This window comes from Pseudomonas pseudonitroreducens (genome assembly GCF_021603645.1).
Lineage (GTDB): Bacteria > Pseudomonadota > Gammaproteobacteria > Pseudomonadales > Pseudomonadaceae > Pseudomonas > Pseudomonas pseudonitroreducens.
On record NZ_BQHJ01000007.1, the window covers coordinates 248,615 to 271,816 of the forward strand.

At 67.9% G+C, this 23,202-nt stretch carries 11 protein-coding genes; 4 read left to right on the forward strand and 7 right to left on the reverse strand.

What is annotated here, in order from left to right:
• Positions 1-21: 21 nt before the first annotated feature.
• The 4 genes from L6D89_RS18700 to L6D89_RS18715 are packed head-to-tail and all read left to right on the forward strand — an operon-like array spanning position 22 to position 5,428.
• Positions 22-774: a fimbrial biogenesis chaperone gene (locus L6D89_RS18700; protein ID WP_236200765.1), complete on the forward strand. Its 753-nt coding sequence runs from the start codon at positions 22-24 to the stop codon at positions 772-774.
• On the forward strand, positions 758-3,349 hold the full coding sequence (locus tag L6D89_RS18705; protein WP_236200766.1) for a fimbria/pilus outer membrane usher protein: 2,592 nt from the start codon (positions 758-760) through the stop codon (positions 3,347-3,349). The genes L6D89_RS18700 and L6D89_RS18705 overlap by 17 nt, the downstream gene beginning before the upstream one ends.
• The gene (locus L6D89_RS18710) at positions 3,346-4,719 is read left to right on the forward strand and encodes a fimbrial protein (protein ID WP_236200767.1); all 1,374 of its coding nucleotides are present in this window, start codon (positions 3,346-3,348) and stop codon (positions 4,717-4,719) included. Before L6D89_RS18705 ends, L6D89_RS18710 begins: the two co-directional genes overlap by 4 nt.
• Positions 4,709-5,428 carry a fimbrial biogenesis chaperone gene (locus tag L6D89_RS18715; protein WP_236200768.1) on the forward strand — a complete coding sequence of 240 codons (720 nt, stop codon included), beginning with the start codon at positions 4,709-4,711 and terminating at the stop codon, positions 5,426-5,428. The genes L6D89_RS18710 and L6D89_RS18715 overlap by 11 nt, the downstream gene beginning before the upstream one ends.
• Before the next feature lie 208 nt (positions 5,429-5,636).
• Here the strand turns inward: L6D89_RS18715 and L6D89_RS18720 are convergent, their stop codons facing one another.
• The 7 genes from L6D89_RS18720 to recC all read right to left on the reverse strand — a co-directional run bounded on the left by L6D89_RS18720 (position 5,637) and on the right by recC (position 23,060).
• Positions 5,637-6,287: a response regulator gene (locus tag L6D89_RS18720; RefSeq protein ID WP_236174806.1), complete on the reverse strand. Its 651-nt coding sequence runs from the start codon at positions 6,285-6,287 to the stop codon at positions 5,637-5,639.
• Between the two features lie 89 nt (positions 6,288-6,376).
• Complete coding sequence (locus L6D89_RS18725) at positions 6,377-9,607, reverse strand: hybrid sensor histidine kinase/response regulator (protein WP_236174805.1); 3,231 nt, start codon at positions 9,605-9,607, stop codon at positions 6,377-6,379.
• Between the two features lie 144 nt (positions 9,608-9,751).
• On the reverse strand, positions 9,752-10,948 hold the full coding sequence (gene pvrR / locus L6D89_RS18730; protein ID WP_236200769.1) for a response regulator cyclic di-GMP phosphodiesterase PvrR: 1,197 nt from the start codon (positions 10,946-10,948) through the stop codon (positions 9,752-9,754).
• Complete coding sequence (locus L6D89_RS18735) at positions 10,927-13,773, reverse strand: ATP-binding protein (protein WP_236174803.1); 2,847 nt, start codon at positions 13,771-13,773, stop codon at positions 10,927-10,929. The genes pvrR and L6D89_RS18735 overlap by 22 nt, the downstream gene beginning before the upstream one ends.
• 97 nt (positions 13,774-13,870) lie before the next feature.
• The gene (gene recD, locus L6D89_RS18740; protein WP_236200770.1) at positions 13,871-15,895 is read right to left on the reverse strand and encodes an exodeoxyribonuclease V subunit alpha; all 2,025 of its coding nucleotides are present in this window, start codon (positions 15,893-15,895) and stop codon (positions 13,871-13,873) included.
• Positions 15,892-19,596: an exodeoxyribonuclease V subunit beta gene (gene recB / locus L6D89_RS18745; RefSeq protein WP_236200771.1), complete on the reverse strand. Its 3,705-nt coding sequence runs from the start codon at positions 19,594-19,596 to the stop codon at positions 15,892-15,894. The genes recD and recB overlap by 4 nt, the downstream gene beginning before the upstream one ends.
• Entirely contained in the window at positions 19,593-23,060 is a 3,468-nt protein-coding gene (gene recC, locus L6D89_RS18750) for an exodeoxyribonuclease V subunit gamma (protein ID WP_236200772.1), read from the reverse strand. Before recC ends, recB begins: the two co-directional genes overlap by 4 nt.
• Between the last annotated feature and the right edge of the window lie 142 nt (positions 23,061-23,202).

Sequence of the window (23,202 nt, forward strand, 5' to 3'; positions counted from 1 at the left end):
CCGGCCACAAAGGTGAACCGGATGAACGCCCTCCCACTGCGCCCGCTTCGCGCGGCGACGCTCGCGCTCGCCCTGCTGGCATCCTTCACCGCCTCGCTCGCCCAGGCCAGCGTGGTGATCACCGGCACCCGCGTCATCTACCCCGGCGATGCACGGGAAAAGACCGTGCAGATGACCAACAAGGACGGCTTCCCCAACGTCATCCAGGCCTGGATCGACGTCGACGATCCCGCATCCACGCCGGATACCGCCAAGGCGCCCTTCGTGGTGAACCCTTCGGTGTCGCGCATGGCGCCCGGCAGCGGCCAGACGCTGCGCATCCTCTACACCGGTTCCGGCCTGCCCCAGGACCGTGAATCGCTGTTCCACCTCAACGTGCTGCAGATTCCGCCGCGCAATGCCGCCAAGGCCGAGCAGAACCAGATGCTGCTGATGCTGCGCAACCGCCTGAAGCTGTTCTATCGCCCGGCGGGCATCGCCGGCAGCCCGGAACAACTGCCCGAAAAGCTGCGTTTCTCCCTCGTCCGGAGCGGCAACGACTGGAGTGTGAAAGTGGAGAACCCCAGCGGCTTCCACGCCTCCTTCGGCGGCGCGACGCTCAGCGTCGGCGAGCGCCAGTGGAAGCTGCAGCCAGGCATGGTCGCGCCCATGGGGCAGGCCCAATGGCGGGCGGAAAAACCTTCGGCACTGCCCGCCGGCACACCGCGACTGTCTGCCCTGCTGATCAACGACTACGGCGCAAGAGTGGAACTTCGCCATGATCTGTCGCGTTGACCTCAGCCATGGACCGCTGCTGCCCTTCGCCCTCGGAACCCTCGCCATGGTGGTTGCGGGCCTGGCCCAGGGTGATGCGGAGTATCGCTTCGACGACAGCCTGCTGATGGGCTCGGGCCTGGCCGGCGGCAGCCTGGAGCGCTTCAACCGCGCCGACCAGGTGGACCCCGGCAGCTACCACGTCGACCTGTACCTCAACGGCCAGTACGCCACCCGCGCCGAAGTGGAAATGCGCCAGCGCGGCGAACGCGCCGAACCCTGCTTCAGCGAGCGCTTCCTGCGCCAGAGCCTGGGCGCGCGCCCGGACCCGCTGGCCGGCAAGGACGACCAGGGCATCTGCCACTGGCTCAGCGAGCGCCTGCCCGACTCGACCTGGAACTTCGACACCGCGCGCCTGCGCCTGGACCTCTCGGTGCCCCAGGCGCTGCTCGACATCAAGCCGCGCGGCTACGTCAGCCCGGACGAGTGGGATGCCGGCAGCACCATGGGCTTCGTCAACTACGACGCCAACCTCTACCGTTCGAGCTTCGCAGGCTCCGGCAGCGGCGGCGATTCGGACTACGGCTACCTCGGCCTGAACGGCGGCGTGAACCTCGGCCTGTGGCGTCTGCGCCACCAGTCCAACTACACCTACTCCAGCTACGCGGGGAATACCCGCAGCGACTGGAACAGCATTCGCACCTACGCCCAGCGCGCGCTGCCCGGACTGCGCAGCGAACTGACCCTGGGCGACAGCTACACCGAGGGCAATCTGTTCGGCAGCATGGGCTACCGCGGCGTGCGCGTGGCCACCGACGATCGCATGCTGCCGGACTCGCAGCGCCAGTACGCACCGCAGGTACGCGGCACCGCGAACACCAATGCGCGGGTGGTCATCAGCCAGAATGGCCGGAAGATCCACGAGACCACCGTGGCACCCGGCCCCTTCATCATCGATGACCTCTACGGCACTGCCTACGACGGCGACCTGGACGTACAGGTGATCGAGGCCGACGGCAGCGTCTCGCGCTTCTCCGTACCCTTCTCCGCCGTGCCCGAATCCATGCGCCCCGGCCTCTCGCGCTACAGCGCCACGCTCGGCCAGGCGCGCCAGTATGGCGACGGCGACGATCTGTTCGGCGACCTGACCTACCAGCGCGGCCTCACCAACGCCCTCACCGCCAACCTCGGCGCGCGGGTTGCCGAGGATTACCTGGCGCTGCTCGGCGGCGGCGTGCTGGCCACGCCCTACGGCGCCTTCGGCATGAACACCACTTTCTCCAGCGCCACCGTGGAGAACGACCAGCGCAAGCAGGGCTGGCGCGTCGGCCTCAACTACAGCCGGACCTTCCAGCCGACCCAGACCACCCTGACCCTGGCCGGCTACCGCTACTCCACCGAAGGCTACCGCGACCTCGGCGATGCGCTTTCCGCACGCGATGCCGACAACCACGGCGACAGCTGGGACTCGAGCAGCTACAAGCAGCGCAACCAGTTCACCCTGCTGGTCAACCAGGGCCTGGGGCAGTACGGCAACCTCTACCTGTCCGGTTCCACCGCCGACTACTACGACGGCAAGAGCCGCGATACGCAGTTGCAGGTCGGCTACTCCAATACCTGGCGCCAGCTCAGCTACAACCTCGCCTACTCGCGCCAGCAGACCACCTGGTACCGCGACGTGAACGACGACTACGACCCGTCGCAGCCGCCGCAGTACAACCTGCAGCATGGCAGCAACCGCAACAACACCCTCACCCTGAGTGTTTCCATGCCGCTGGGCTCCAGCAGCCGCGCGCCGAGCCTGAGCGCCATGGCCTCACGGCGCTCCGGCGACAGCAGCGGCAGCACCTACCAGACCGGCCTCAACGGCACCCTGGGCGAAGACCGCACCCTGAGCTATTCGCTGTCCGCCGGGCGCGACAGCGAAGGCCAGGGCACCGATTTCAACGGCAGCCTGCAGAAGCAGACCGCGGTCGCCACGCTCAACGCCGGCTATGCCGAAAGCTCCAGCTACCGCCAGGTCAACGGCGGACTGCGCGGCGCGGCGGTGCTGCACAGCGGCGGCCTGACCCTGGGCCCGTACGTCGGCGATACCTTCGCCCTGGTGGAAGCCAAGGGCGCCAGCGGCGCCGGCGTGCGCGGCGGCCAGGGCGCGCGCGTCGACAGCAATGGCTACGCCGTGGTGCCGTCGCTTTCGCCCTACCGCTACAACCCCATCAGCCTCGACCCGCAAGGCATCGACGAGAACGCCGAGCTGGTGGAGACCGAGCGCAAGATCGCGCCCTACGCCGGCGCTGCCGTGAAGGTCGAGTTCAAGACCCTGACCGGCCACCCGCTGCTGATCCAGGCCAGGCTGCCCGATGGCCAGCCGCTGCCGCTGGGCGCCGACGTGCTCGACGGCAACGGCGTGAACATCGGCATGGTCGGCCAGGGCGGGCAGGTCTATGCCCGCGCCGAAGGCGAACAGGGCCGGCTGCGCGTGCAATGGGGCGAGCGGGCCGAAGACGGCTGCCTGCTCCCGTACGACCTGAAAGGCGCCGACCTCGACCAGGTGCTGGTGCGCCTGCAGGCAACCTGCCTACCGGAGGCTTCATGAACCCCATCCTGCGCAGCCTGCCACTGCTCGCCCTGCTGCTTGCACCGAGCGCCTGGGCCACCTGCTACAAGGTCACCGCTGTCGGCAGCGCCACCACCACGTCCAACACCTCGATCCGTCCCGGCGAAGGCGTGGCCGGGGCCTGGCCCGGCGATGGCGCCTGCGACACCTGCAATGGCTCGCTCGGCCTGCCCAGCGTGATCAACGTCAGCGATGCCAGCTTCCAGCCCGACGGCACCCTGATCGCCAGCGCCGTGTCACCCATCACCCAGTACGGCAACTCCGCCGGCTACGACGCCGAGCGCGTGTTCTTCCGCTGCGCACCGGGGGACGCGGTCTACGAGATGTTCTCCACCAACGCCGACGACCTCTACAGCGGCTGGTACCAGGGCGGCGACAGCGTGGGCAACTCCATCGGCCTGCAATCCGCCTACCGCACCGCCTGGCCCAATGTGCTGCTGCGCCTCACCCACGTGGAAACCGGCCAGTACTTCACCGATGTCTGGCGCGAGCGTCAGCTCAGCGGGCTGGACATCGACTCGCGCGGTTTCCAGCTGGTCAAGGCGAAGAACCTCAGCGCCGTGCGCGCCGAACTCTTCAGGGCGCCGCTGGAGACCACCCAGGGTTATTCGCCGAATACGAAATCGCAGCTGTATGGCCGCACCCAGCCCGCCGGCTACATCGCCATCAAGGGGCCGGGCCTGAACTATCCCAATGTCGGCCAGACCCACTACGCCAACTACAGCGGCTGGCATTACAACTGGCCGGGCGCCATCGGCCTGTACGGTGACGTGACCCTCAAGCGCTACCCGACCTGCGCGGTCACCAATGTCACGCCGCACGTGGTGTTCCCGTCGATATCCATCGGTGAGATCAACGCCGGGGCCAACCGCGAGATGCCCTTCCAGGTCGACTTCAAATGCCAGAGCGGCGTGCTCAGCAGCACCACCCCCAGTACCAGCCAATCCGGTACCAGCGGTACCGCGCTGGGCATCAAGGTTTCCGCCGGCGCGCTGGCCGCCTCCGCCGGGCTCGGGCTGGTCAATGCCAGCGGCGGGCTGTCCTACCTCGTCTCCGACCGCTACAGCGAACCAGGCATGGCCCAGGGCGTGGGCATCCGCCTGCTGCGCAACGGCAGCGCGATGAACCTGCTGGCCAGCGAGGATTCCGCCAACGGCAGCAATGCCGAAGCGCGCGGCTGGTACCCGGTAATCGGCAACGCCTCGAACAAGACCGGCGAAGTGGGCGGCATCTCGCAGTACAGCGAGACGTTCCGCGCCCGCCTGGAAAAGCTCAGCCTCGGCAGCATGCCCACCGTCACCCCAGGCCGCGTGGAAGCCACCGCGCAGGTGGTGATCCGTGTCCAGTAACTGGCTGTGCGCCGCCCTGCTCGGCCTGGCGCTGCTGGTCGGCGCCAATGCCCATGCCGGCGTCACCGCCGAACGCACGCGGGTGATCTTCGAGCAAGGCAAGCGCGAGGCCTCGCTGGCACTGGTGAACCAGAACAGCTACCCGGTCATCGTGCAGACCTGGATCGACGATGGCGACCTCAACAGCGCACCGCAGACCGCCCAGGCGCCGATCATGCCGCTGCCGCCGGTGTTCCGCCTGAACCCCGGCCAGCAGCGCAGCCTGCGCCTGCTGCATACCGGGGAAAAACTCCCCGTTGACCGCGAATCGCTGTACTGGCTCAACCTCTACGAGATTCCACCGCAATCCAACGAGCCCCTGGCCGAAGGGCAGTCACGCCTGACGGTCACCCTGCGCACCCAGATGAAGGTCATCTACCGGCCGCTCGCGCTGGTGAAAGACGCGGAAGAAGCGCCGCGGCAGCTCACCTTCCGCCGCCAGGGCGAGGTTGTGCAGGCGGACAATCCGACCCCCTATTTCATCACCCTGGCTGGAGCCGAAGTTCGCCAGGGCAATATCGGCGTGGCGCTTGCGGCCGAGCTAGTGCCGCCCTTCTCGAAACGCACACTGACGCCCAGGCAGGCATTGCCCGCCAGTGGCGGAGAGGTGCGTTACCTGTGGATCGACGATGGCGGCAACAGCCAGCAGGGCGAGGCCGAGCTGCGCTGAGAGAGGCACCCGTCCGTGCCGGCTGACGCCATCGTTGGTTTCTGCACTGAACAGTCCCCTCTCCCGCTTGCGGGAGAGGGCCAGGGTGAGGGGCTCTTGATCTGGCAGGAGCGGAGCCTCAGGAAGAGGACAGTTGGCCTACCATGGACTTCAGCATCGGGGCAGTTCGCGAGCAAGCTCGCTCCTACAGGCGCATCCTGGGCCCGGCCTACTGAAACAGATTGGCCTTCACACAGAACGTCAGCAGCGCCTGGTCGGTATCCACGTCGAGCTTGCGCATGGCGGAAATCTTCTGCGCGCTCACGGTCTTCACGCTGCGGTTGAGCAGCAGCGCGATGTCGCGCACGCTCATCCCGGAGACGAAGTGACGCAACACCTCGTACTCCTTCACCGACAGGCTGGCGATGCGCCCCTCCACATCGTCCCCGCCGGCCAGCACGCTGGTCGAGGACTGCATGCCCGGCCCCCGGTAGATGCGATCCTGGGACAGCGCCTTGAGCGCCACCAGGATCTCGTCGAGATCGCCGTTCTTCAGGATCACCCCCGACACCCCCAGGTCGTACAGGCTGGAGAGAATCAGCGGATTGGACAACATGGTGAGGATCAGGATGCGCGTATCGGGGAAGTTGCGCAGCAGGTACTCGATCAGCTTGATGCCATCGCCGTAAGTCTGGTCGCCCGGCATGTTGTAGTCGGTGATGACGATGGCCGGCCGCTGCTCGCGGTAAAGGGCCACCAGTTCGCTGGAGTTGTGCGCTTCGCCGATCACCTCGAAGCGATCGTCCCGTTCGATCACCTCGCGAACGCCCATCAGCACGATGGGATGGTCGTCCGCTAGTGCCACTCTGACTTTTTCCATGAGTTTCTTGAGTCCCAACGTTTGCGATCGTCGGCCGGCCACAGGGCACGACCACTATTCCAGAGTAGCCCCGGTTACCAGACAGGCTCTCAGAGGCTGGCCAGGGCCGCCTCGATTCGTCCCATCAGCATCGTCACCGCCGCGGACAGTTCCGGCCCGGCAGGCTGCGCGATCAGGGCCTCTTCCACGGCACCGCAGGCATCGCTGAGCCCATGAGCCTGGACCACTGCAAGGGCGCCGCGCAGGCGGTGCACCTGCTGACGGACGGTCGCCAGGTCATTGCGCTGCAGGGCATCGGTCACGCCCTGCATGTCCTGGCGCATGGTACGCAGGAACAGGTCGCGCATCTTTTCCGAGACCTGGATGCGCTCCGGCACCGGCGTTTCACTCGTGTTCTCGCTCGCCGGCAGCTCTGCCGCGGCATGGCCGCAGACCTTGAGCAGCCCATCGTGCAGCGTGCGCAGGCTCATCGGCTTGACCAGCCAGGCGTTCATGCCCACCGCCATGCAGCGTTCGCCCTCCTCGCGCAGGGCATTGGCGGTGACGCCGATGATCGGCAGCCAGCTGTCGTGCCGACGCAGCTCACCGACCAGCTCGTAGCCATTCATTACCGGCATGTTCACATCGGTCAACAGCGCATCGAAGGCGCCGGGCGCCCAGCGCTGCAGGGCCTCGCGGCCGTTGCTGGTAAGGGTGACGCGGCAACCCAGTTCTTCCAGCTGCTCCTTGAGCAGCGCCTGGTTGATCGGATTGTCCTCGGCCACCAACACCCGCAGGCCGAGCTTGCCCAGTCGGGCCACCCGCGGCACCTGCCGGGCCTCACTGCCCACGCCCTGCTGTGCCAGGCGCAAGGCCTGGGCAATGCCGGACAGATGATAAAGGCTGACCTCCCAACCCTGCGCCGACGCCTGCGGCTGCGCGCTGGCATCGGTCAGTGCGCACACCCGCGGCCCGCCCCACAGCGGCTCCTCGCCAGCCTCGAGCAGGTCCAGCAGCACGGCGCCCGGCGGCGTGGACGATGGCAGTTCCTCCTGCAGCAACGCCGAACCGCCCCAGCAATCGATCCAGGCAGCCAGGTTCTGCGCCAGCTCCTTCACCGGTGCGCGCACATAGACCGGCTGCGGCAACAGCGGTGAGCCGTCGGCCAGCGGCTGGACGCGCTCCAGCACCGGCAGCGCGAGAGTGAAGGTGAAGCTGCTGCCCAGCCCGGTTTCGCTCACCACCCGCAGTTGCCCTCCCATCAACTGGCTAAGCCGCGCGCAGATCGACAGCCCCAGGCCGGTGCCGCTGACCGTGTGCTCATGCCCATGGGCCTGGTAGAAGGGCTCGAACAGGCGCTGCTGCTGGGCGTCGGACATGCCGATGCCGGTATCCGTCACCTGCCACTGCAGGGCTGTCTCGCCGGCCTCACTCACGACGACCCGCAGGCGCAACACCACCCGACCGATGTCGGTGAACTTCAGCGCGTTGCTCAGCAGGTTGGCGAGAATCTGCCGGATGCGCGCAGCGTCGCCACGCACTAGGCCGGGAACGTTCGCATCGATACAGGCATAGAGCTGCAGCTCCTTGCCTTCGGCGACGCCGGCATATCCGGCGACCACGTCCTCGGCCAGTTCCAGCGGATTGAATTCCAGCACCTCCAGGGCCATCTGCCCGGCCTCGATCTTGGACACATCGAGGATGTCGCTGATCAGTTGCAGCAGGGTCGAGGACGAGCGCTGGATGGTAGCGAGATAATCGCGCTGCTGGCCGGTCAGCTCGGTCAGCCCGAGCAGCTCCAGCGTGCCCAGCACGCCGTAGAGCGGCGTGCGGATTTCATGGCTCATGGTGGCCAGGAACACCGACTTCGCCTCGCTGGCGGCATCCGCCGAAAGCTTGGCGTCGGCCAGCATCTGCTGTGCCTGCTTGTGCGCGCTGATATCGTTGAAGGCGCAGAGCACCACGTTCTCGCCGCGATAGCGGGTCGGCGCGAAGCTGGCGTGCAGCGCGCGGCCTTCCACCTCGAAGACCACCTCACCGCCCATGTCGGCGCTGCGCTCACCCAGGTCCCATTCCCGGCTGATGCGGGTAATCGCCTCGGCATCGCCCAGCCAGAGCTCGGCCAGACGGTTCTGCATCACCACCTGGTGGCTGCCGTGGCGCAGCACGCACAGCGCTACCGGCGCGGTCTGGATCACCGCGCGGCTGAACGCGTCGCTCTCGATTATCTCCAGATGCGCGCGGCGCGCCGGCCGGATCACCCGCCGCGAGTACCAGCGGATGGCGAACCAGCCGCCGGCCAGGCTACCGAGGATCAGCGCCAGCCCGCCGAGGAACTGCCACTTGGCATAGCGGAAGAAGCTGGCGTAGCTCAGGCGGTAGAGCGCGGTCCAGCCGCCTGTGAACTCGCTGCGGACCTTGAACACCAGGCCGTCGACACTGAAGTTCAGGCCCTCCTGATAGTCTTTCTCACCGCCGGAGAAATCGATCAGCACCTGGCCGTCGGGGGAGACCAGCTGCAGTTCGTCGAACACCGGGCGGTCGAGCACCTGCTCGAGATCGTTGATACGCCCCAGGTCGAGCAGCGACACCGCGACGACGCGACGATCCAGGTCGGATTCCCACCACAGCGCATCGGGCAGGTCGAGACTGACGTAGGCCAACAGCTCACGAGTCGTACCACCTGTGTAGGCCTGCGCCTGAGCCCAGTGCACCTGCGTGTCGCTGCGCTTGGGCGCGCGCTCTTCCAGTGCTTCATGCACCCGTTCGATTACCCGCAGGTAATTGCCCCGTGTCAGTGGCCGCTGCCCACGGAAGTTGCCGATCGACGGCACCGCCAGGCTGGTGGAACCGTGCAGGTCGACGACCAGTACCTGCGGCGAAGGAAAGGACGAGGTGCTCCAGTAACTACTGTAGAAATTCGTCAGCATCACGCCAAACGAGAAGGTGCCAGGCCGCTCCTGCGGAGTGGGGCGCATCAGTTGAGCCAGGGTGAAGGACATGGCGAAGGAGAACTCCCGGCCTTCGTGGATCTCCATGCCGTTTTCACGGACCAGCATGCGTCGCTGCAGCGGGACCACATCCAGGTCCTGGCGCTGGGTGGACTCGTCGCTCTGCTGTGCAACTCGGTTGAGGAAGGCCTCGTGCTCGTGGATGTCGCCCACCAGGCGGCTGAAGTGGAAGTGCACCTTGTCTCGCTCCTCCTGCACGACCCGGCCAAGCGCCCAGTAACAGGCACCGACCAGCATCAGGGCAAGGGAGACGGCGCACAGCAGCACGACGTTCAGGCGCAGCGAGGTGCTGGCCAGCTTGCGAATCGAGCCGTGGTCATGTTCCTTCATGCACAGTATCCGGTGTCGCGGAAAGTAGCGGCGGAGGGCCCGCCGGATACCAGCAGACTGTAGATGCGAGTACGCGATAAGGCGACCCGACGGCCTCGCTGAAGCCGACGATCGCCCTTGCATGCACGATGTGTCTGCCATGGATCAATGAGCCATGGCAGATCGCTCCTGGAGCAGTTGGCGGGTGAACACGGCCGGCGGCACCGCTTCGGAGAACAGAAAGCCCTGGGCGCAGTCACAGCGCAGGCGGCGCAGCAGGGCCAGTTCGTCCGGGTGTTCGACACCTTCAGCGATCACCTCCAGGCCCAGTTGCCGACCGAGCTTGACGATGCTTTCCAGTGCCGCCGCCAGCCCTTCGTCATCCACGCAGCCATGCACCAGCGCGCGATCGATCTTCAGCTCGGTGAAGGGCGTCGAGACCAGGTTGTACAGCGAGCTGTAGCCCTGGCCGAAATCGTCCTGGGCGAGGCCGAAGCCCTTCATGCGCAGGCGGTAGGTGCCGGCATAGTAGTTCGCCGGGGTCGCCGTGTGGCTGCATTCGAGCAGCTCGAAGACGATGTGTGCCGGAACCCCGCCACGGGCTGCAACGAAGGCGGCGAGACGATCGGGCAGCTCGGGATCGTCCAGCAGATGGGTCGGCAGGTTCACCGCCACCGACAGGTGGAATCCCAGCTGGCTCCAGTCGGCCTGGGCCTGCAGGGCCTGCTCGAGCACCGTCCAGAGCAGCGCCTCGTCGAGCCCGGCCGCTGTCAGAGCCGGCATGAAGCTGCCCGGCTGCAGCACGCCATGGCGCGGATGCTCCCAGCGCACCAGTGCCTCGGCGGCGACGATGCGGCCGTCGATCAACGAAGCCTTGGGCTGGAACCAGGCACACAACTGCCGCTGTTCCAGGGCGTGCTCCAGCTCTGCCCGGGTCGGTGCGGGGATGGCCGGCGCGCGGTGTTGTTCGGCGCGTTCAAGGCGCGAGACGAGCTTGTCCAGCAGGCGCCGGACCACTGGCGCACGGGCCGGCTTGGCGATCTGTTCGAGCACCGTGATGCCGTGGGCGCGGGCCACCATGCAGGCGCTGCCCATCAGCGGGCGCGACGCCGAACTCATGATCGCCAGCAGCGGCGGATGGCTCAGCGCGGCGAGGCGCTGGATCAGTTGCACGCCATCCAGGCCCGGCATCATCAGGTCACTGACCACCAGGTCGAAGCGTTCATGCTCCAGCCAGCGCAGCGCCTCGGCGCCATCCTCGGCGGCGCGCAGTTCCACCGCGCCCTGCTCGCGAAACAGGTTAAGCAGGTACTCGCGCTGGAAGGGTTGGTCTTCGACGATCAGGATTCGCTGATGTCGCATGTCGGCACCTCCGCGGGCAGGCTGGTCAGGCATTGGCGCAGGGTGCGCAGGTCCACCGGCTTGAGCAGGCAGAGGTTCATGCCAGCGGCGAGGCAACGCTCGTTTTCCTCGTGCATGGCGTTGGCGGTGGCGCCGATGATCGGCCCGCGATAGCCGCGCTGGCGCAGCGCACGCGCCAGTTCGTAGCCATTGAGATGGGGCATGTTGACGTCGGTGAGCACCACCTCGAAGGCATCCGGCTGCCAGCGCGTGAGCGCCTGCCGGCCGTCCACGGCGAGCTCGACCGCACAGCCGAGGGTTTCCAGCTGGTCGCGCAGAATCAGTTGGTTGATCGGGTTGTCCTCCACCAGCAGCACGCGCAGGCCGAGGCCGATGTCCGGCAGGGCTTCGGCCAGGCGCGCCGCCTCACCACCGAGGCAGCCCTGTGCCGCCGCCAGCGCACGGCGCAGCCCTTCGAGGTTGTAACGGCCGACGTGCCAGTCGCAGCCTTCCTGGCGCGGCTGCTCGCCCCCCAGGTCGGTCACCAGCACCCGGCAGCCGCGCCAGTTGGGCAGCGGCTTGCGGTCATGGGGGTTGAAGCGCAGGTCCACCAGCACACTGGAGGCGTCTTCCTCGACCGGCTGCTCACAGGCCACCACCTGGGCCCGCCCGCCCCAGCGAGTGATCCAGCCGCACAGGCTCTCGGCCAGCTCGCGGGTCGGCGCATGCACCCAGACCATCGAGTTGTACAGCCGGGGTTCGTTGTGCGCCTGCCGGTCCACGCATTGCAGCGGCAGGCTGAGGGCGAAGCTGCTGCCCAGGCCGACGTCGCTGACGACTCGCAGCTGCCCGCCCATCAACTCGGTGAGGCGCTTGCAGATCGACAGGCCAAGGCCCGTGCCGCCGGCCATGCGGGCGTTGCCGGAGACCTGGTAGAAGGCATCGAAAAGGTGCGCCTGCTGGTCCTCGGGGATGCCGATACCGGTATCGGCGACCTGCCAGTGCAGGGTGTCATGCCAGCCCTCCCCCGGCTCCGAGCGCACCCGCAGGACGATGCGCCCGCTATCGGTGAACTTCACCGCGTTGCTCAGCAGGTTGTTGAGGATCTGGCGGATGCGCGTGGCGTCGCCGAGCATCCGCTCGGGCATCTGCGGGTCGCAGCAGGCATAGATCTGCAGGCCTTTGGCGCGGGCGGTAGCGGCGTAGGACTGGACCGTATCAAGGGTCAGCTCCAGCGGCGAGAATTCCACCGGCTCCAGGCCCAGCTGGCCGACCTCGATCTTCGATACGTCGAGCACGTCGCTGATCAGTTGCAGCAGGGTCGACGAGGAACGCTGGATCGCACGCAGGTAGCCGGACTGCTGGTGGTCCAGCGCCGTGCGGCCGAGCAGCTCGAGGGTACCGAGCACGCCATAGAGCGGTGTGCGGATCTCATGGCTCATGGTCGCCAGGAACAGCGTCTTGGCCTCGTTGGCGGTGTCGGACAGGCGCTTGGCTTCGGCCAGCGCGGCTTCCGTCTGCTTGCGTGCGCTGATGTCGCTGAAGGCACAGCAGAGCACTTCCTCGCCCTTGTAGCGCGTCGGCGTGTAGCTCAGGTAGAGGTGCCGCCCCGTGTGCGTCTCGACCTCCTCGGAGCCTCCCTCCTCGCCACTGTTGAAGCCCCGTTCGAGCCAGCCGTGGCTCCAGTAGCGGCGCTCGTCGCCGCTGCCGAGCCACTGCTGGGCAAGGCGGTTCTCCAGCACCACCTCGGCGTCGTTGCGGCGCAACACGCAGAGCGCCACCGGCGCGGTCTGGATCATCGCGCGGTGGAAACCCTCGTTCTCCACCAGCGCGTTCAGGCGATGCTGCGCCGGGCCGATCAGGCGCCGGTTGATGCGCCGGCACATGCCCCAGACCAGCAGCGAGCAACCCATCAGGAAGGCCAGCGAGGCGAGTACCCGGGGCCACATCGGCACCAGCAGCTCGGCAAGGTTGAAGTAGTAGATCAGCGACCAGTCGGAACTGCCCAGGTGCTTGAGCAGCGCCAGGTGGCTGGGCAGCAGGCCGGCACCGCTGAAGGAAAAGTTGTCGCCTTCCCAGAGGTCGCTGAACTGCAGGCCGAGCTGTGGCGTGACCGCGCTGCCGAGGATCGCCCGGTGCTCACGGTCGAGCAGCAGGAAACGCCCCGCCTCGGGCACGCCGAAGGCCGCGGACAAATCGGCGCCGAACAGCTCCAGGCCCAGCCAGCCGTTGTCTTCCTCGTTGGTCACGCGGGTGAACAGGTACTGCCGCGCTTGCGGGTCGGTCGGGTCGGCGAGCCAGCGTACCTGCCGCTCCTCCTTCGGTGTGCCGGGCTGCCCCAGCGCTTCGAGCACCGACGGCGGCACCACCGCGTTGAGCGCTGGAGCGCCGTAGAGGCGGGTCACCGAGCGATTGGGGCCTGGCGAGACATAGATCAGGTTCAGCCGCTTGGCTTCCATCTCCGACAGGTCGCGCCCGGAGAGGGCCAGGCTCCAGCTCGAACCGGGCTCGCCCAGGGTGACGAAAACCTGCTCATGGGGCGGCACCGGCACGCTCAGCTGGCGCCACTGCACCAGCGGCTCGTGGACTTTCCAGGTCACTCCCCGGCTGATGTGTTCGAGCAGCGATTCGCGCTGGCCGAGGTAATCCTGGGCCTCGTACATGGCCGCGTTCATCTGCCGACGCAGCTGCGACACTTCACTGTTGAAGCTTGCGGCGAGAAACAGGCTGAGCGTGAAGAACAGGCAGGCGATCACCACCCAGGCCAGCAGACGAAGGAGCTTTCGGGCTGCCTTCGGGGTGGAAAAGGACGAATCCTGGCGACGAAGGAACTGCTTGAGTTTCATGTCCGCCAGCCTGGAGAAAAGCGGGCCAGACGGACATCAGACAAATCTAAAAAGTGCCGATTCGCGAGCGATCACCCAGAAACCCTTACCTCGCCGGTCAGCCGTCCAGCAATCCGCTCGCCCGCTGTACTCGTCGCTCCGTCGCCGCTTCCAGCACCTGCCTGCCACGCCCGGCGCTGGCCAGGGTGAACCACTGGCGGGCGCGGGTGATGCCGGTATAGACCAGCTCGCGGGTGAGGATGGGGTTGAGGCTATCGGGCAGCAGCAGCGCAGCGTGGGTGAACTCCGAGCCCTGGGATTTGTGCACGGTCATGGCGAACACCGTTTCCACCGCCTGCAGGCGGCTGGGCAGGATCCAGCGGATATTGTCGCTGCCGTCGCCCGCCGGGAAGGCCACGCGCGCCACCCAGCGCACCGAACCATCGTCAGCCGTCTGCGGCAGCGCCAGGGTGATGCCGATATCGCCGTTCATCAGGCCCAGGCCGTAGTCGTTGCGGGTGACCAGCACCGGACGGCCGGCGAACCAGCCGTTCGCCGTGGTGATCAGCCCTTCGCGTTGCAGCAGATCGCCGATCAGGTTGTTCAGCCCCTCCACGCCCCAGGGCCCGCGCCGTAATGCGCAGAGCAACTGGAACTGGCCGTGGGCCTCGAGCACTGTTCTTGCCCAGGCATCCAGCGCAGCCTGGCCGGCGTCATGGGCCGGACGCGCGCCGCTGACCACGCGCAGGTAGTGGGCGTAGCCGACCGGGCCGAACAGGTCACCGCCACGCCCGCCGTCGATCACCAGGTCGCGCAGGCTGCGGGTTTCCTGGGCGTCCACGGCGATGCGGGCGAGGTCCTGGTGTTGCGCCTTCCAGACTTGGCGCAAAGCTGGGATATCGCCGGCGTTGACCGCTTCGGCCAGTTGGCCGATGCCGCTGCCGGCACTGAAGCGGTGACTGTGGCGGAGCATGGCCACCGCCTGGTCGAGGTCGCTGCCGGAGGCATCCAGCAGCACGTCGTCAATGGCTTCGCCGGTCACGGCTTGCAGCCAGTCGCGGGTGGCCGGGCGGTAGTGGCCTTCGCGGGCGCGGCTGCACAACTCGCCGAGCACCGCGCCGGCCTCCACCGAGGCCAACTGGTCCTTGTCGCCCAGCAGGATCAAACGGGCACGCGGCGGCAGGGCGGCCAGCAGCGCGGCCATCATTTCCAGATCGACCATCGAGGCTTCGTCCACCACCAGCAGCTCCAGCGCCAGCGGGTTGCCGGCGTGGTGGCGGAACTGCCGGCTGTCCGGGCGGCTGCCGAGCAGACGGTGCAAGGTAGTGACTTCGGTGGGGATCGCCGCGCGCGCGGCCTCGCCATTGGCCAGGCCGGAGAGGTCGAGGCGCTGCACGGCGCCGGCGATGGATTCGTTCAGGCGCGCCGCGGCCTTGCCGGTAGGCGCGGCCAGGCGGATGCGCAGCGCCCGGCCGCCCTCCCCCAGCGCCAGGCTTTGCAGCAGGGCGAGCAGCTTCACCACGGTAGTGGTCTTGCCGGTGCCGGGGCCGCCGGTGACGATGCCGAAGGCATTGCCGGCGACCAGCGCGCAGGCGAGTTTCTGCCAGTCTGCCGGGGCACCTGTTTTTTTCGGGAACAACGCCTCCAGCGCCTGGCGCAACTGGGCGACGGGCAGCGCCGCGCGCAGTGCGTCGCCCTGTTGCAGACGCTGGTCGATAGCGCTGCGCACTTCGCGCTCGTACTGCCAGTAGCGACGCAGATACAGACGCCGGCCGGACAGCACCAGCGGCGTATCGCCGGGGCCGTCGCCGACCAGCCGCGAGTCGTCGAGCACGCGGCGCCAAGCGTCGAGATCGAAGCCTTCCAGCAGCACGCCGGGCAGCTCCGGGGCATCCTTCGCCGAGTCGCCTTCGGGCGGCAGTGAAAGAGCGAAGCGGCTGTCGGCCAGCGTTGCCTCCAGGTCGAGACAGACGTGCCCACGGCCGAGCTGGTGGCTGGCCAGTGCGGCAGCGAGGATCAGCAGCGGGTTGGCGTCCGGCGCGCGCTCGACGAGGAAGGTCGCGAAGGCGCGATCCAGCTCGCGCAACCAGCCGCGTTCGGCCCAGCGACCGATCAGTGCGAGCATCTCGGCAGTGCTCTTCATGCCGGCACCTCCGCGCGGAACAGGCGATCCAGTTCGTCCATCAGCACCTTCGGCGGACGCTCCAGGTACATGCCCTGGGTTGCCGAGGAACTGCCGCGCAGGAACAGGTACATCGCGCCTCCGATGTGGCGGTCGTAGTCATAGTCAGGCAGACGCGCCTGCAGCAGCCGATGCAGGGCGAACAGGTAGAGCGCGTACTGCAGGTCGTAGCGGTGCTCCAGCAGCGCCTCGCGCAGCGCATCGTGCGTGTAGGCCTCGTCGTCGGCGCCCAGCCAGTTGGATTTGTAGTCGGCCACGTAGTAGCGGCCTTCGTGCTCGAACACCAGGTCGATGAAGCCCTTGAGCATGCCGTTGAGCAGGTTCGCCTGCAGCGTCGGCCGCGCCACGCCGCCGAGGGTATGGCGGATCACCACGGCATCGAGGCGCTGGCTGTCGACGTTGCGGGTGGCGAACCAGAACTCCATTTCCTTCTGGAAGCTGGCCAGCCCGGCCAGGCTGACCGGCGCGGCGGCGGGCACGCGGAAGGCGGTGCGCAGGTACTGCCCGAGCCAGCCGCTGAGCGGCTCGATCCACTCTTCCCAGCCACGCAGGGCGCAGCGCCGGGCGACCTGGTCACGCAGCTGTTCTTCATCGACGTCGAAGTTTTCGTCAGCCGCCCACTCCAGCAGGCCATGGAGGAAGCTGCCGGGGTTCGCCCCGCGCGGGAAGGCGTGCAGGCTGAATGGCGCCGGCACGGCTTCCACCTCACGCAGGTCTTCCAGGCCGCTTTCGCGCAGCAGGTCCTCACTGGCGCTGATCGGCTCGTCGGCGGCAGGTGCCGGCGTGACGGCGCTGTCGCCCTCGCTGGCGCCCTCGGTGGCCAGGTTGGCCAGCGCGGAGTAGCTGGCGATCCACCATTTCTCCGCCACCCGGCGACGCGGCTCGCGAGCCGCGCCCAGCTCGCCGGCCGGTGCGCCGACGAACAGCTCGGAGCCGACTTGCGGTACCGGCAGCAGGGCAATTTCCGCTTGGCCAGCCTGCAACTCGCCCAGGCGCGCAGCCACCTCCTCGACACTCAGCGCGTTGCCGCCACCGAGCAGGTAGCCCATGGCGCCCTTGTGCAGCTCGGGGCTCTTGCTGTTGCTCATCACCAGCGGCGCCATGCCCAGCCATACCGCATGGCGCGCACGGGTCAGGGCCACGTAGAGCAGGCGCATATCCTCGCTCAGGCGCTCGTCGTTGGCCTGCTGGAAGGCCGCCTTGGCCTGCTCCTTGTCGCGGGACAGCTCTACCACCCGCGCATCGCCGACCTGGAAGCTCGGCGGCGTGCCGCTCTTGCCGTCCAGCTCGCGCCAGGTGCAGATGAAGGGCAGCAGCACCAGCGGGTACTCCAGGCCCTTGGACTTGTGGATGGTCACCACCTTGATCAGGTCGGCGTCGCTTTCCAGGCGGAGGATTTCCTCGCTGGAGGGGCTTTCCAGTTGCTCGGCCAGCACGCGCAGCAGCGCATGTTCACCATCCACTTCCACGGCCTCGCGCTGCAGCCATTCGGCCAGGTGCAGCAGGTTGGTCAGGCTGCGCTCGCCATCGCTCGCGCGCAGCAGGCGCGCCGGCAAGCTGAAGTCGGCGAGCAGGCGACGCAACATCGGCAGCACGCCCTGCTGCTGCCAGAGCCCGCGGTAGTCGCGGAAGCGCAGGACCATGTCTTCCCAGAAGCGCTCGTCCTGGTTCAGCCGCTCCAGGGTCGCCCAGTCCAGCGCCAGGCTGCGGGTGGCCAGGGCGATGCGCAGGGCCGCGTCGTCGCCGGGGTCGGCGCAGGCGCGCAGCCAGTGCAGCAGGTCGACCGCCTCGGGGCTGTCGAACACCGAATCGCGGTCGGACAGATAGACGCTGGCGAGCCGGCGCCTGGCCAGTTCGCCGCGGATGGCCTCGGCCTCGCCGCGACCGCGCACGAGGATCGCGATGTCCGCCGGGCGCAACGCGCGCCATTGCCCCTCGGCATCGCGGAAACCGCTCTGCGTGGAGCTCAGCCAGCGCTGGATGGCGCTGGCGCTGCGCTCGGCCATCTGCTGGCGGTACAGCGTGGAGCCGCAGACCTGGCCATCGTTGTCCAGCTGCCAGAAGGTCATGGCCGGCGCTTCGCTGCCTTCGAGCAGCAGTGTCTCATCACGCCCGCGCGCGCCCACTTCGAGGAAGGGCACGGGGTTTTCCTGCCCGTCCACGGCAAAGCGAAACGCGCCGCGCGGGTGGCCTTCGGCGAACAGGAAGCAGCGGTTGGCCGCTTCGACCATCGCCAGCGTGGAGCGGTAGTTGGTACCCAGCGTGTAGTGCCGCCCGGCGGTAGCGGCGCGGGCGCGCAGGTAGGTGTGGATGTCGGCGCCACGGAAGGCATAGATCGCCTGCTTGGGGTCGCCGATCATGAATAGACCCAATTGCTTTTCTGAAGAGCCCTCTCGCGGGTTCTCGGCGATGCGGTAGACGCGCTCGAAGATGCGGTACTGCAGCGGGTCGGTGTCCTGGAATTCGTCGATCAGCGCCACCGGGAACTGCTCGCGGATACGCTCGGCCAGGCGCTCGCCGCCGCTGCCGGCGAGGGCGCGATCGAGGCGCACCAGCAGGTCGTCGAAACCCAGTTCGGCGCGCTTCTGCTTCTCCGCTTCGAGGTTCTGGCGCACTTCATTCAGCGCATGCAGCAGCAATTGCGGGCCGATCTCCGGGCGCTGTTCGGCGCGCTCCACCCAGGCGTCGATGGCCTGCAAGGCCGGGTGCTCCGGCACCACGGCCTTGGCTTTCACCTTGATCCGCGTCTGGCCGAACTTGACGAGGTTGTCCGGCGCATCTGCGCCTTCGCTCCAGGCATCCAGCGCCTCGATCCAGCCGGCAAAGACGCTGTCGTCATCCTTGCCGCGATAACTGTTGCCGTTGAGGTCGCCGCGCAGGTTGCGCAGCAGCTCGGCCACACCAGCACGGTCTGCCGCCCAGGCTTCGCGGGCGCGGGTCTCGGCGGCGTCGAGTTCGTCGTAGAACTGGCCGGTGGCCTCCAGCAGCTCGCCGAGGGAGGCCGGTGCGGTCAGCGGTTGATCGGCATAGCGGAACCCGGCTTCCTGCGCCGCCAGCAGCGGTTGCAGGGCGCGGGCCAGGGCTTCCGGGCCGGCGTAGCAATGGCGCACGGCATTGGCGGCGGCCACGCCCAGCGGGTAGAAGTTGCGCCGCCAGTAGTCGCGCACCGCTTCGGCGAGCAGTTCGCTCTGGTCGGCGGCCAGGTCCTGGGTGAACAGGCTGCCGCTGTCGAAGGCGTGCTCGCGCAGCATGCGGTAGCACCAGCTGTGGATGGTCGACACGGCGGCCTCGTCCATCCATTCGGCAGCCAGGCGCAGCAGGCGTGCGCAACCGGGCCAGCGCTCGGGCGCATAACCATCGCGCAACTTCACCAGCAGGCCGTCGTGTTTCTCCCCGGGCTCGGCGAAGCAGCGCGCGGCCTCGCCCAGGCGCGCGCGGATGCGCTCGCGCAACTCCTGGGTCGCGGCCTCGGTGAAGGTCACCACGAGGATTTCCGGCGGGCTCAATGGCCGGCCGAAGGCGGCCTGCTCGCCGCCGTGGTCGAGAACCAGGCGCACGTAGAGCAGCGCGATGGTGAAGGTCTTGCCGGTGCCGGCGCTGGCTTCGATCAGCCGGCTGCCGTGCAGCGGGAAATCAAGGGGGTTGAGCTCTACAGCGCTCATTGTTCGGCCTCCTTGCGCTGCAGTATCGCGAACAGCGGCCCGTACAATGCCTCGGCCCAGGCGGCGAATTCCTCGCTGGCATTGAGCGTGGCGAAATCCGCGTAGACCCGCGCCAGGGCCGCCGAGGATGCCGCCTCGCCGCTCAGGTTGAAACCGCCGTCATAGCGCTTGGCGGCTTCGCGGGCTGCACGTTCCTGATCTTCTCCAGCCGCCAGCCAGGCGAAGGCGGTTTTGCAGGCCACCGGCAGCGGACGGCTCATGCCCTGGAACCAGGCGTCCAGCAGCGCGTCCAGTTCGGCGCGCGCTTCCTGAGCCGGCAGCGGTGGAAATTCCAGGGTGCCGGTCAGGCCGACCAGCACACTGGTCACCGGTTCGCCGCACAACTGCAACGCCAGGTGGCGCACCCAGGGGCGCACCAGCCCGTGCCACTTGTAGCCCTTGCCTTCGTGGAGTTTGCCGCTGACCAGTTGCAGGCTGGCGAGCTGGCCATCGGCGTTGCGGCGCAGGCCACCGAGCCAGTCGGCCAGTTCGATGCCGGCATGCTCATGCTGCAGCTCGCGCTGCTCCTCTTCCACCTGCGACCAGTGCTCCAGTTGCTCACGGTAGCGCGCCAGCAGGTCGTGCAGCGGCGCCACCAGCGCCTGGGCGGAGAAGTCGCCGAAGGCCGCCAGCGGCAGCCGTCCTTCGCGGCGCAGGCGTTCGACCTGGCCGGTGAGTTGCGCGGCCAGTTGGTCGGCCTGCCAGTGCTGCTCCACCCACGGGCGCAGGCGTTCGCAGAGTTCGAATTGCAGCTGCCAGACGTCCAGCCCGTTCAGCTCGAAGGGCTCTTCATCCTGGCCAGTCAGTTGCTCCTCGGCGAAGCGCACCTTGAGGCGCTGCAGGAAGAAGGCGCCAACCGGGTTGGCCAGGAAGTCGGCAAGCACGCGCAGGCCGATGGGGGCGTCCAGCACGAGCGGCGACAACGGCGCGTCGCTCTTCTCGTCATCATGTTCGCGGTGCACGTCACGCCACTCGCGGGCATAGGTGTAGAGGCCGTCGATGCCGCGGTCCGCAGGCGCCTCGAAATACGTCCGGCTGAAAGGTTGCAGCGGATGTTCGAGGGTCAGGCCGTGCAACAGGTCGCCGCCGTCCGCGCGCTGCCAGCCGGCGGCGAGGTGGTCGCGCAACTGGCCGACCAGCACCGACGGCGGGCGCTCGGAATTGTCGCGGATGCTCCGCCCTACCCAGCTGACGTAGAGCTGCCGGCGCGCCGAGAGCAATGCTTCGAGCAGCAGGTAGCGGTCGTCTTCGCGCCGCGAGCGATCGCCGGGGCGGTAGTCGTTGCGCATCAGGTCGAAGTCCAGCGGCGACTGCGGGCGCGGGTAGTCGCCATCGTTCATGCCCAGCAGGCAGACCAGCTGAAAGGGAATCGCGCGCATCGGCATCAGGGTGCAGAAGCTCACCGCGCCGGCGAGGAATCGCTGGTTCAGGCCGCCGGCGTCCAGCCCGCTCAGCCATGCCTCGCGCACCACCGAGAGTGGTAGCGGGTCGCTGAAGCCGGCATGGCCGCAGGTTTCCAGCCAGCCTTCGAGCAGTTGCAGGAGTTGCTGGCGAAGCAGCTCATCGTAGTCGTCGGTGACCTGGAAGAAGTCCTCCAGCAGCGTGCGCAAACGCTGCACCCAGGTGGCAGGATCGGCTTCCTCGGCGAGCAGATCGCAGGCCTTTTCCAGCGCGGCGAGCAGGCCCGCCAATGGACCGAGCGCGGCAGCGTCGAGACCGCCGATTTCCGCGTAGGGCTGGATGCCCTGGAAGGCCTCGCCCTCGCCCACCGCAAAGCCCAGCAACATGCGCCGCAGGCCGAAGCGCCAGCTGTTGGCTTCGGCGGCGGCAGGCAGGCCGAGGCGTTCGCGCTGCTGGCCATCGAGGCCCCAGCGCACGCCGGCGCCGTCGATCCAGCGGCGCAGCAGCGGCAGGTCGGCGTCGGCCAGGCCGAAGCGCGCACGCACGGCGGCGACGTCCAGCAGGTCGAGGATTTCGCTCACGGCAAAGCGGCTATCGGGCAGCCGCAGCAGGTGCTCAAGCGCCACCAGCAGCGGCTCGCGGCCGCGCTGCCCCTGGTCGGCCAGGGTGTAGGGGATGAAGCGTTTGTCGTCGCGCGGCAACTGGCCGAACACCGCTTCGATGTGCGGCGCGTAGGGGTTGATGTCCGGCACCATGACGATCACGTCGCGCGGGCGCAACGTCGGGTCGGCGTCGAAGCGTGCGAGCAGTTGGTCGTGGAGGATTTCCACTTCGCGCTGGGCACTGTGGGCAACGTGGAAGCGCAGCGAATCGTCGGCCTGCGGGTCGACCGCCGGCCAGTGTTCGCGGGTTTCATCCAGCGGCCGCAGCTCCAGGATGTCGTCCTGCAATTGGCCGAGCAGGCTGCTCGGTGCCACCTCGCTGAACAGGTCGATGCGCCCATTGCTCACCGCGCCCAGACGTGCGCGGTAGCTTTCCGGGTCGTCGTACTGGTCGAGCAGGTTGATGTAGTCGCGACCCTGCTTGCCCCAGGCCGCCAGCAGTGGCTGGGCGTACTGGTGTTGCTGGTCGTCGCTGAGCAGCTCCGGGGTACCGGCGCGGCGGCGCTGGCGGCGGTATTCGTGGCGCAGCAGGTCCTTGTCGGCAACGATGTCGGCCCAGTGGTGGCGGCAGGGGTTGTGCACGCAGAGCAGCACCTGCGCCTGGCGCGCCAGCACGGCGAGCGCCTCGACGGTTTGCGCGGGCATGGCGGAAATGCCGAACACCACCACGCGACGCGGCAATCCTGGCAGCGGGTTTTCGGCGGACTTGAGCTTCTGGATGAAGCGCCCATGCACGCCGGCCCGGCTGGTAGCCAGGCCCTCGGCGCCGACGTCGTCGAGCAGCGCGCGCCACAGGGCGGCCTGCCAGCGGTTGTCAGCGTCCAGTTCCTTCACGCTGCCGTTGGCCAGACGCAGCTGGTCGACACCGCGGCTCCAGTCCTCCAGCCAGTCGGCGCGGTAGACCTGGTACTGGTCGAACAGGTCGGCCAGGCGCTCGGCCAACTGGTGGCGCTTGCGCAGGTCGGCATCGTCGGCGAGGAAGCGCTGCAGGGTGGCAAACTCGCCCTGCTCCAGCAGGGTCGGCAGCAGGCGCATCAGGCGCCAGGTCAGCGGGCCCTTGTCGAGTACCGAGACCTCGGGGATTTCGTCGCGGCCCAGCGCACCGCGGTAGGCGCGCCAGAGAAACTGCGCCGGCAGTTGCACGTCCAGCGCAGCGGTGACGCCGCAGCCGCCCTCCTCCACGTCGCGCCCCAGCGCCAGCTTCAGCCACTGGGCGATGCCGTTGCTCTGCACCAGGATCACCTCGTTCTCCAGCGGCGCCAGCGGGTGCAGGCTCATCCACTGCACCAGCAGGTCGCGCAGCGCTTCCGGATGGTTGCCGTGGATCACCATCAGGCCGGGGGTCAGTCGCTGCTCGCTCATCGGATCTCCTGGGTCAGGCGGCGGCGATGGCGCACCGCGAGGGATGAGCGGCATTTCACCAAAAACCGTGGCCGCGAGCAGCCTTTTTCCCACTCGACGGAAGGATTTCCCCGTCGCCGCGAATCGCCTGACCTCTGCTGTC

What these genes read in the sequence shown, in the direction of transcription:
- recD (WP_236200770.1), bottom strand. Translation starts at nt 15,895, where the DNA reads ATGAAGAGCACTGCCGAGATGCTCGCACTGATCGGTCGCTGGGCCGAA.
- recB (WP_236200771.1), bottom strand. Translation starts at nt 19,596, where the DNA reads ATGAGCGCTGTAGAGCTCAACCCCCTTGATTTCCCGCTGCACGGCAGC.
- L6D89_RS18720 (WP_236174806.1), bottom strand. Translation starts at nt 6,287, where the DNA reads ATGGAAAAAGTCAGAGTGGCACTAGCGGACGACCATCCCATCGTGCTG.
- L6D89_RS18710 (WP_236200767.1), top strand. Translation starts at nt 3,346, where the DNA reads ATGAACCCCATCCTGCGCAGCCTGCCACTGCTCGCCCTGCTGCTTGCA.
- recC (WP_236200772.1), bottom strand. Translation starts at nt 23,060, where the DNA reads ATGAGCGAGCAGCGACTGACCCCCGGCCTGATGGTGATCCACGGCAAC.
- L6D89_RS18705 (WP_236200766.1), top strand. Translation starts at nt 758, where the DNA reads ATGATCTGTCGCGTTGACCTCAGCCATGGACCGCTGCTGCCCTTCGCC.
- pvrR (WP_236200769.1), bottom strand. Translation starts at nt 10,948, where the DNA reads ATGCGACATCAGCGAATCCTGATCGTCGAAGACCAACCCTTCCAGCGC.
- L6D89_RS18700 (WP_236200765.1), top strand. Translation starts at nt 22, where the DNA reads ATGAACGCCCTCCCACTGCGCCCGCTTCGCGCGGCGACGCTCGCGCTC.
- L6D89_RS18725 (WP_236174805.1), bottom strand. Translation starts at nt 9,607, where the DNA reads ATGAAGGAACATGACCACGGCTCGATTCGCAAGCTGGCCAGCACCTCG.
- L6D89_RS18735 (WP_236174803.1), bottom strand. Translation starts at nt 13,773, where the DNA reads ATGAAACTCAAGCAGTTCCTTCGTCGCCAGGATTCGTCCTTTTCCACC.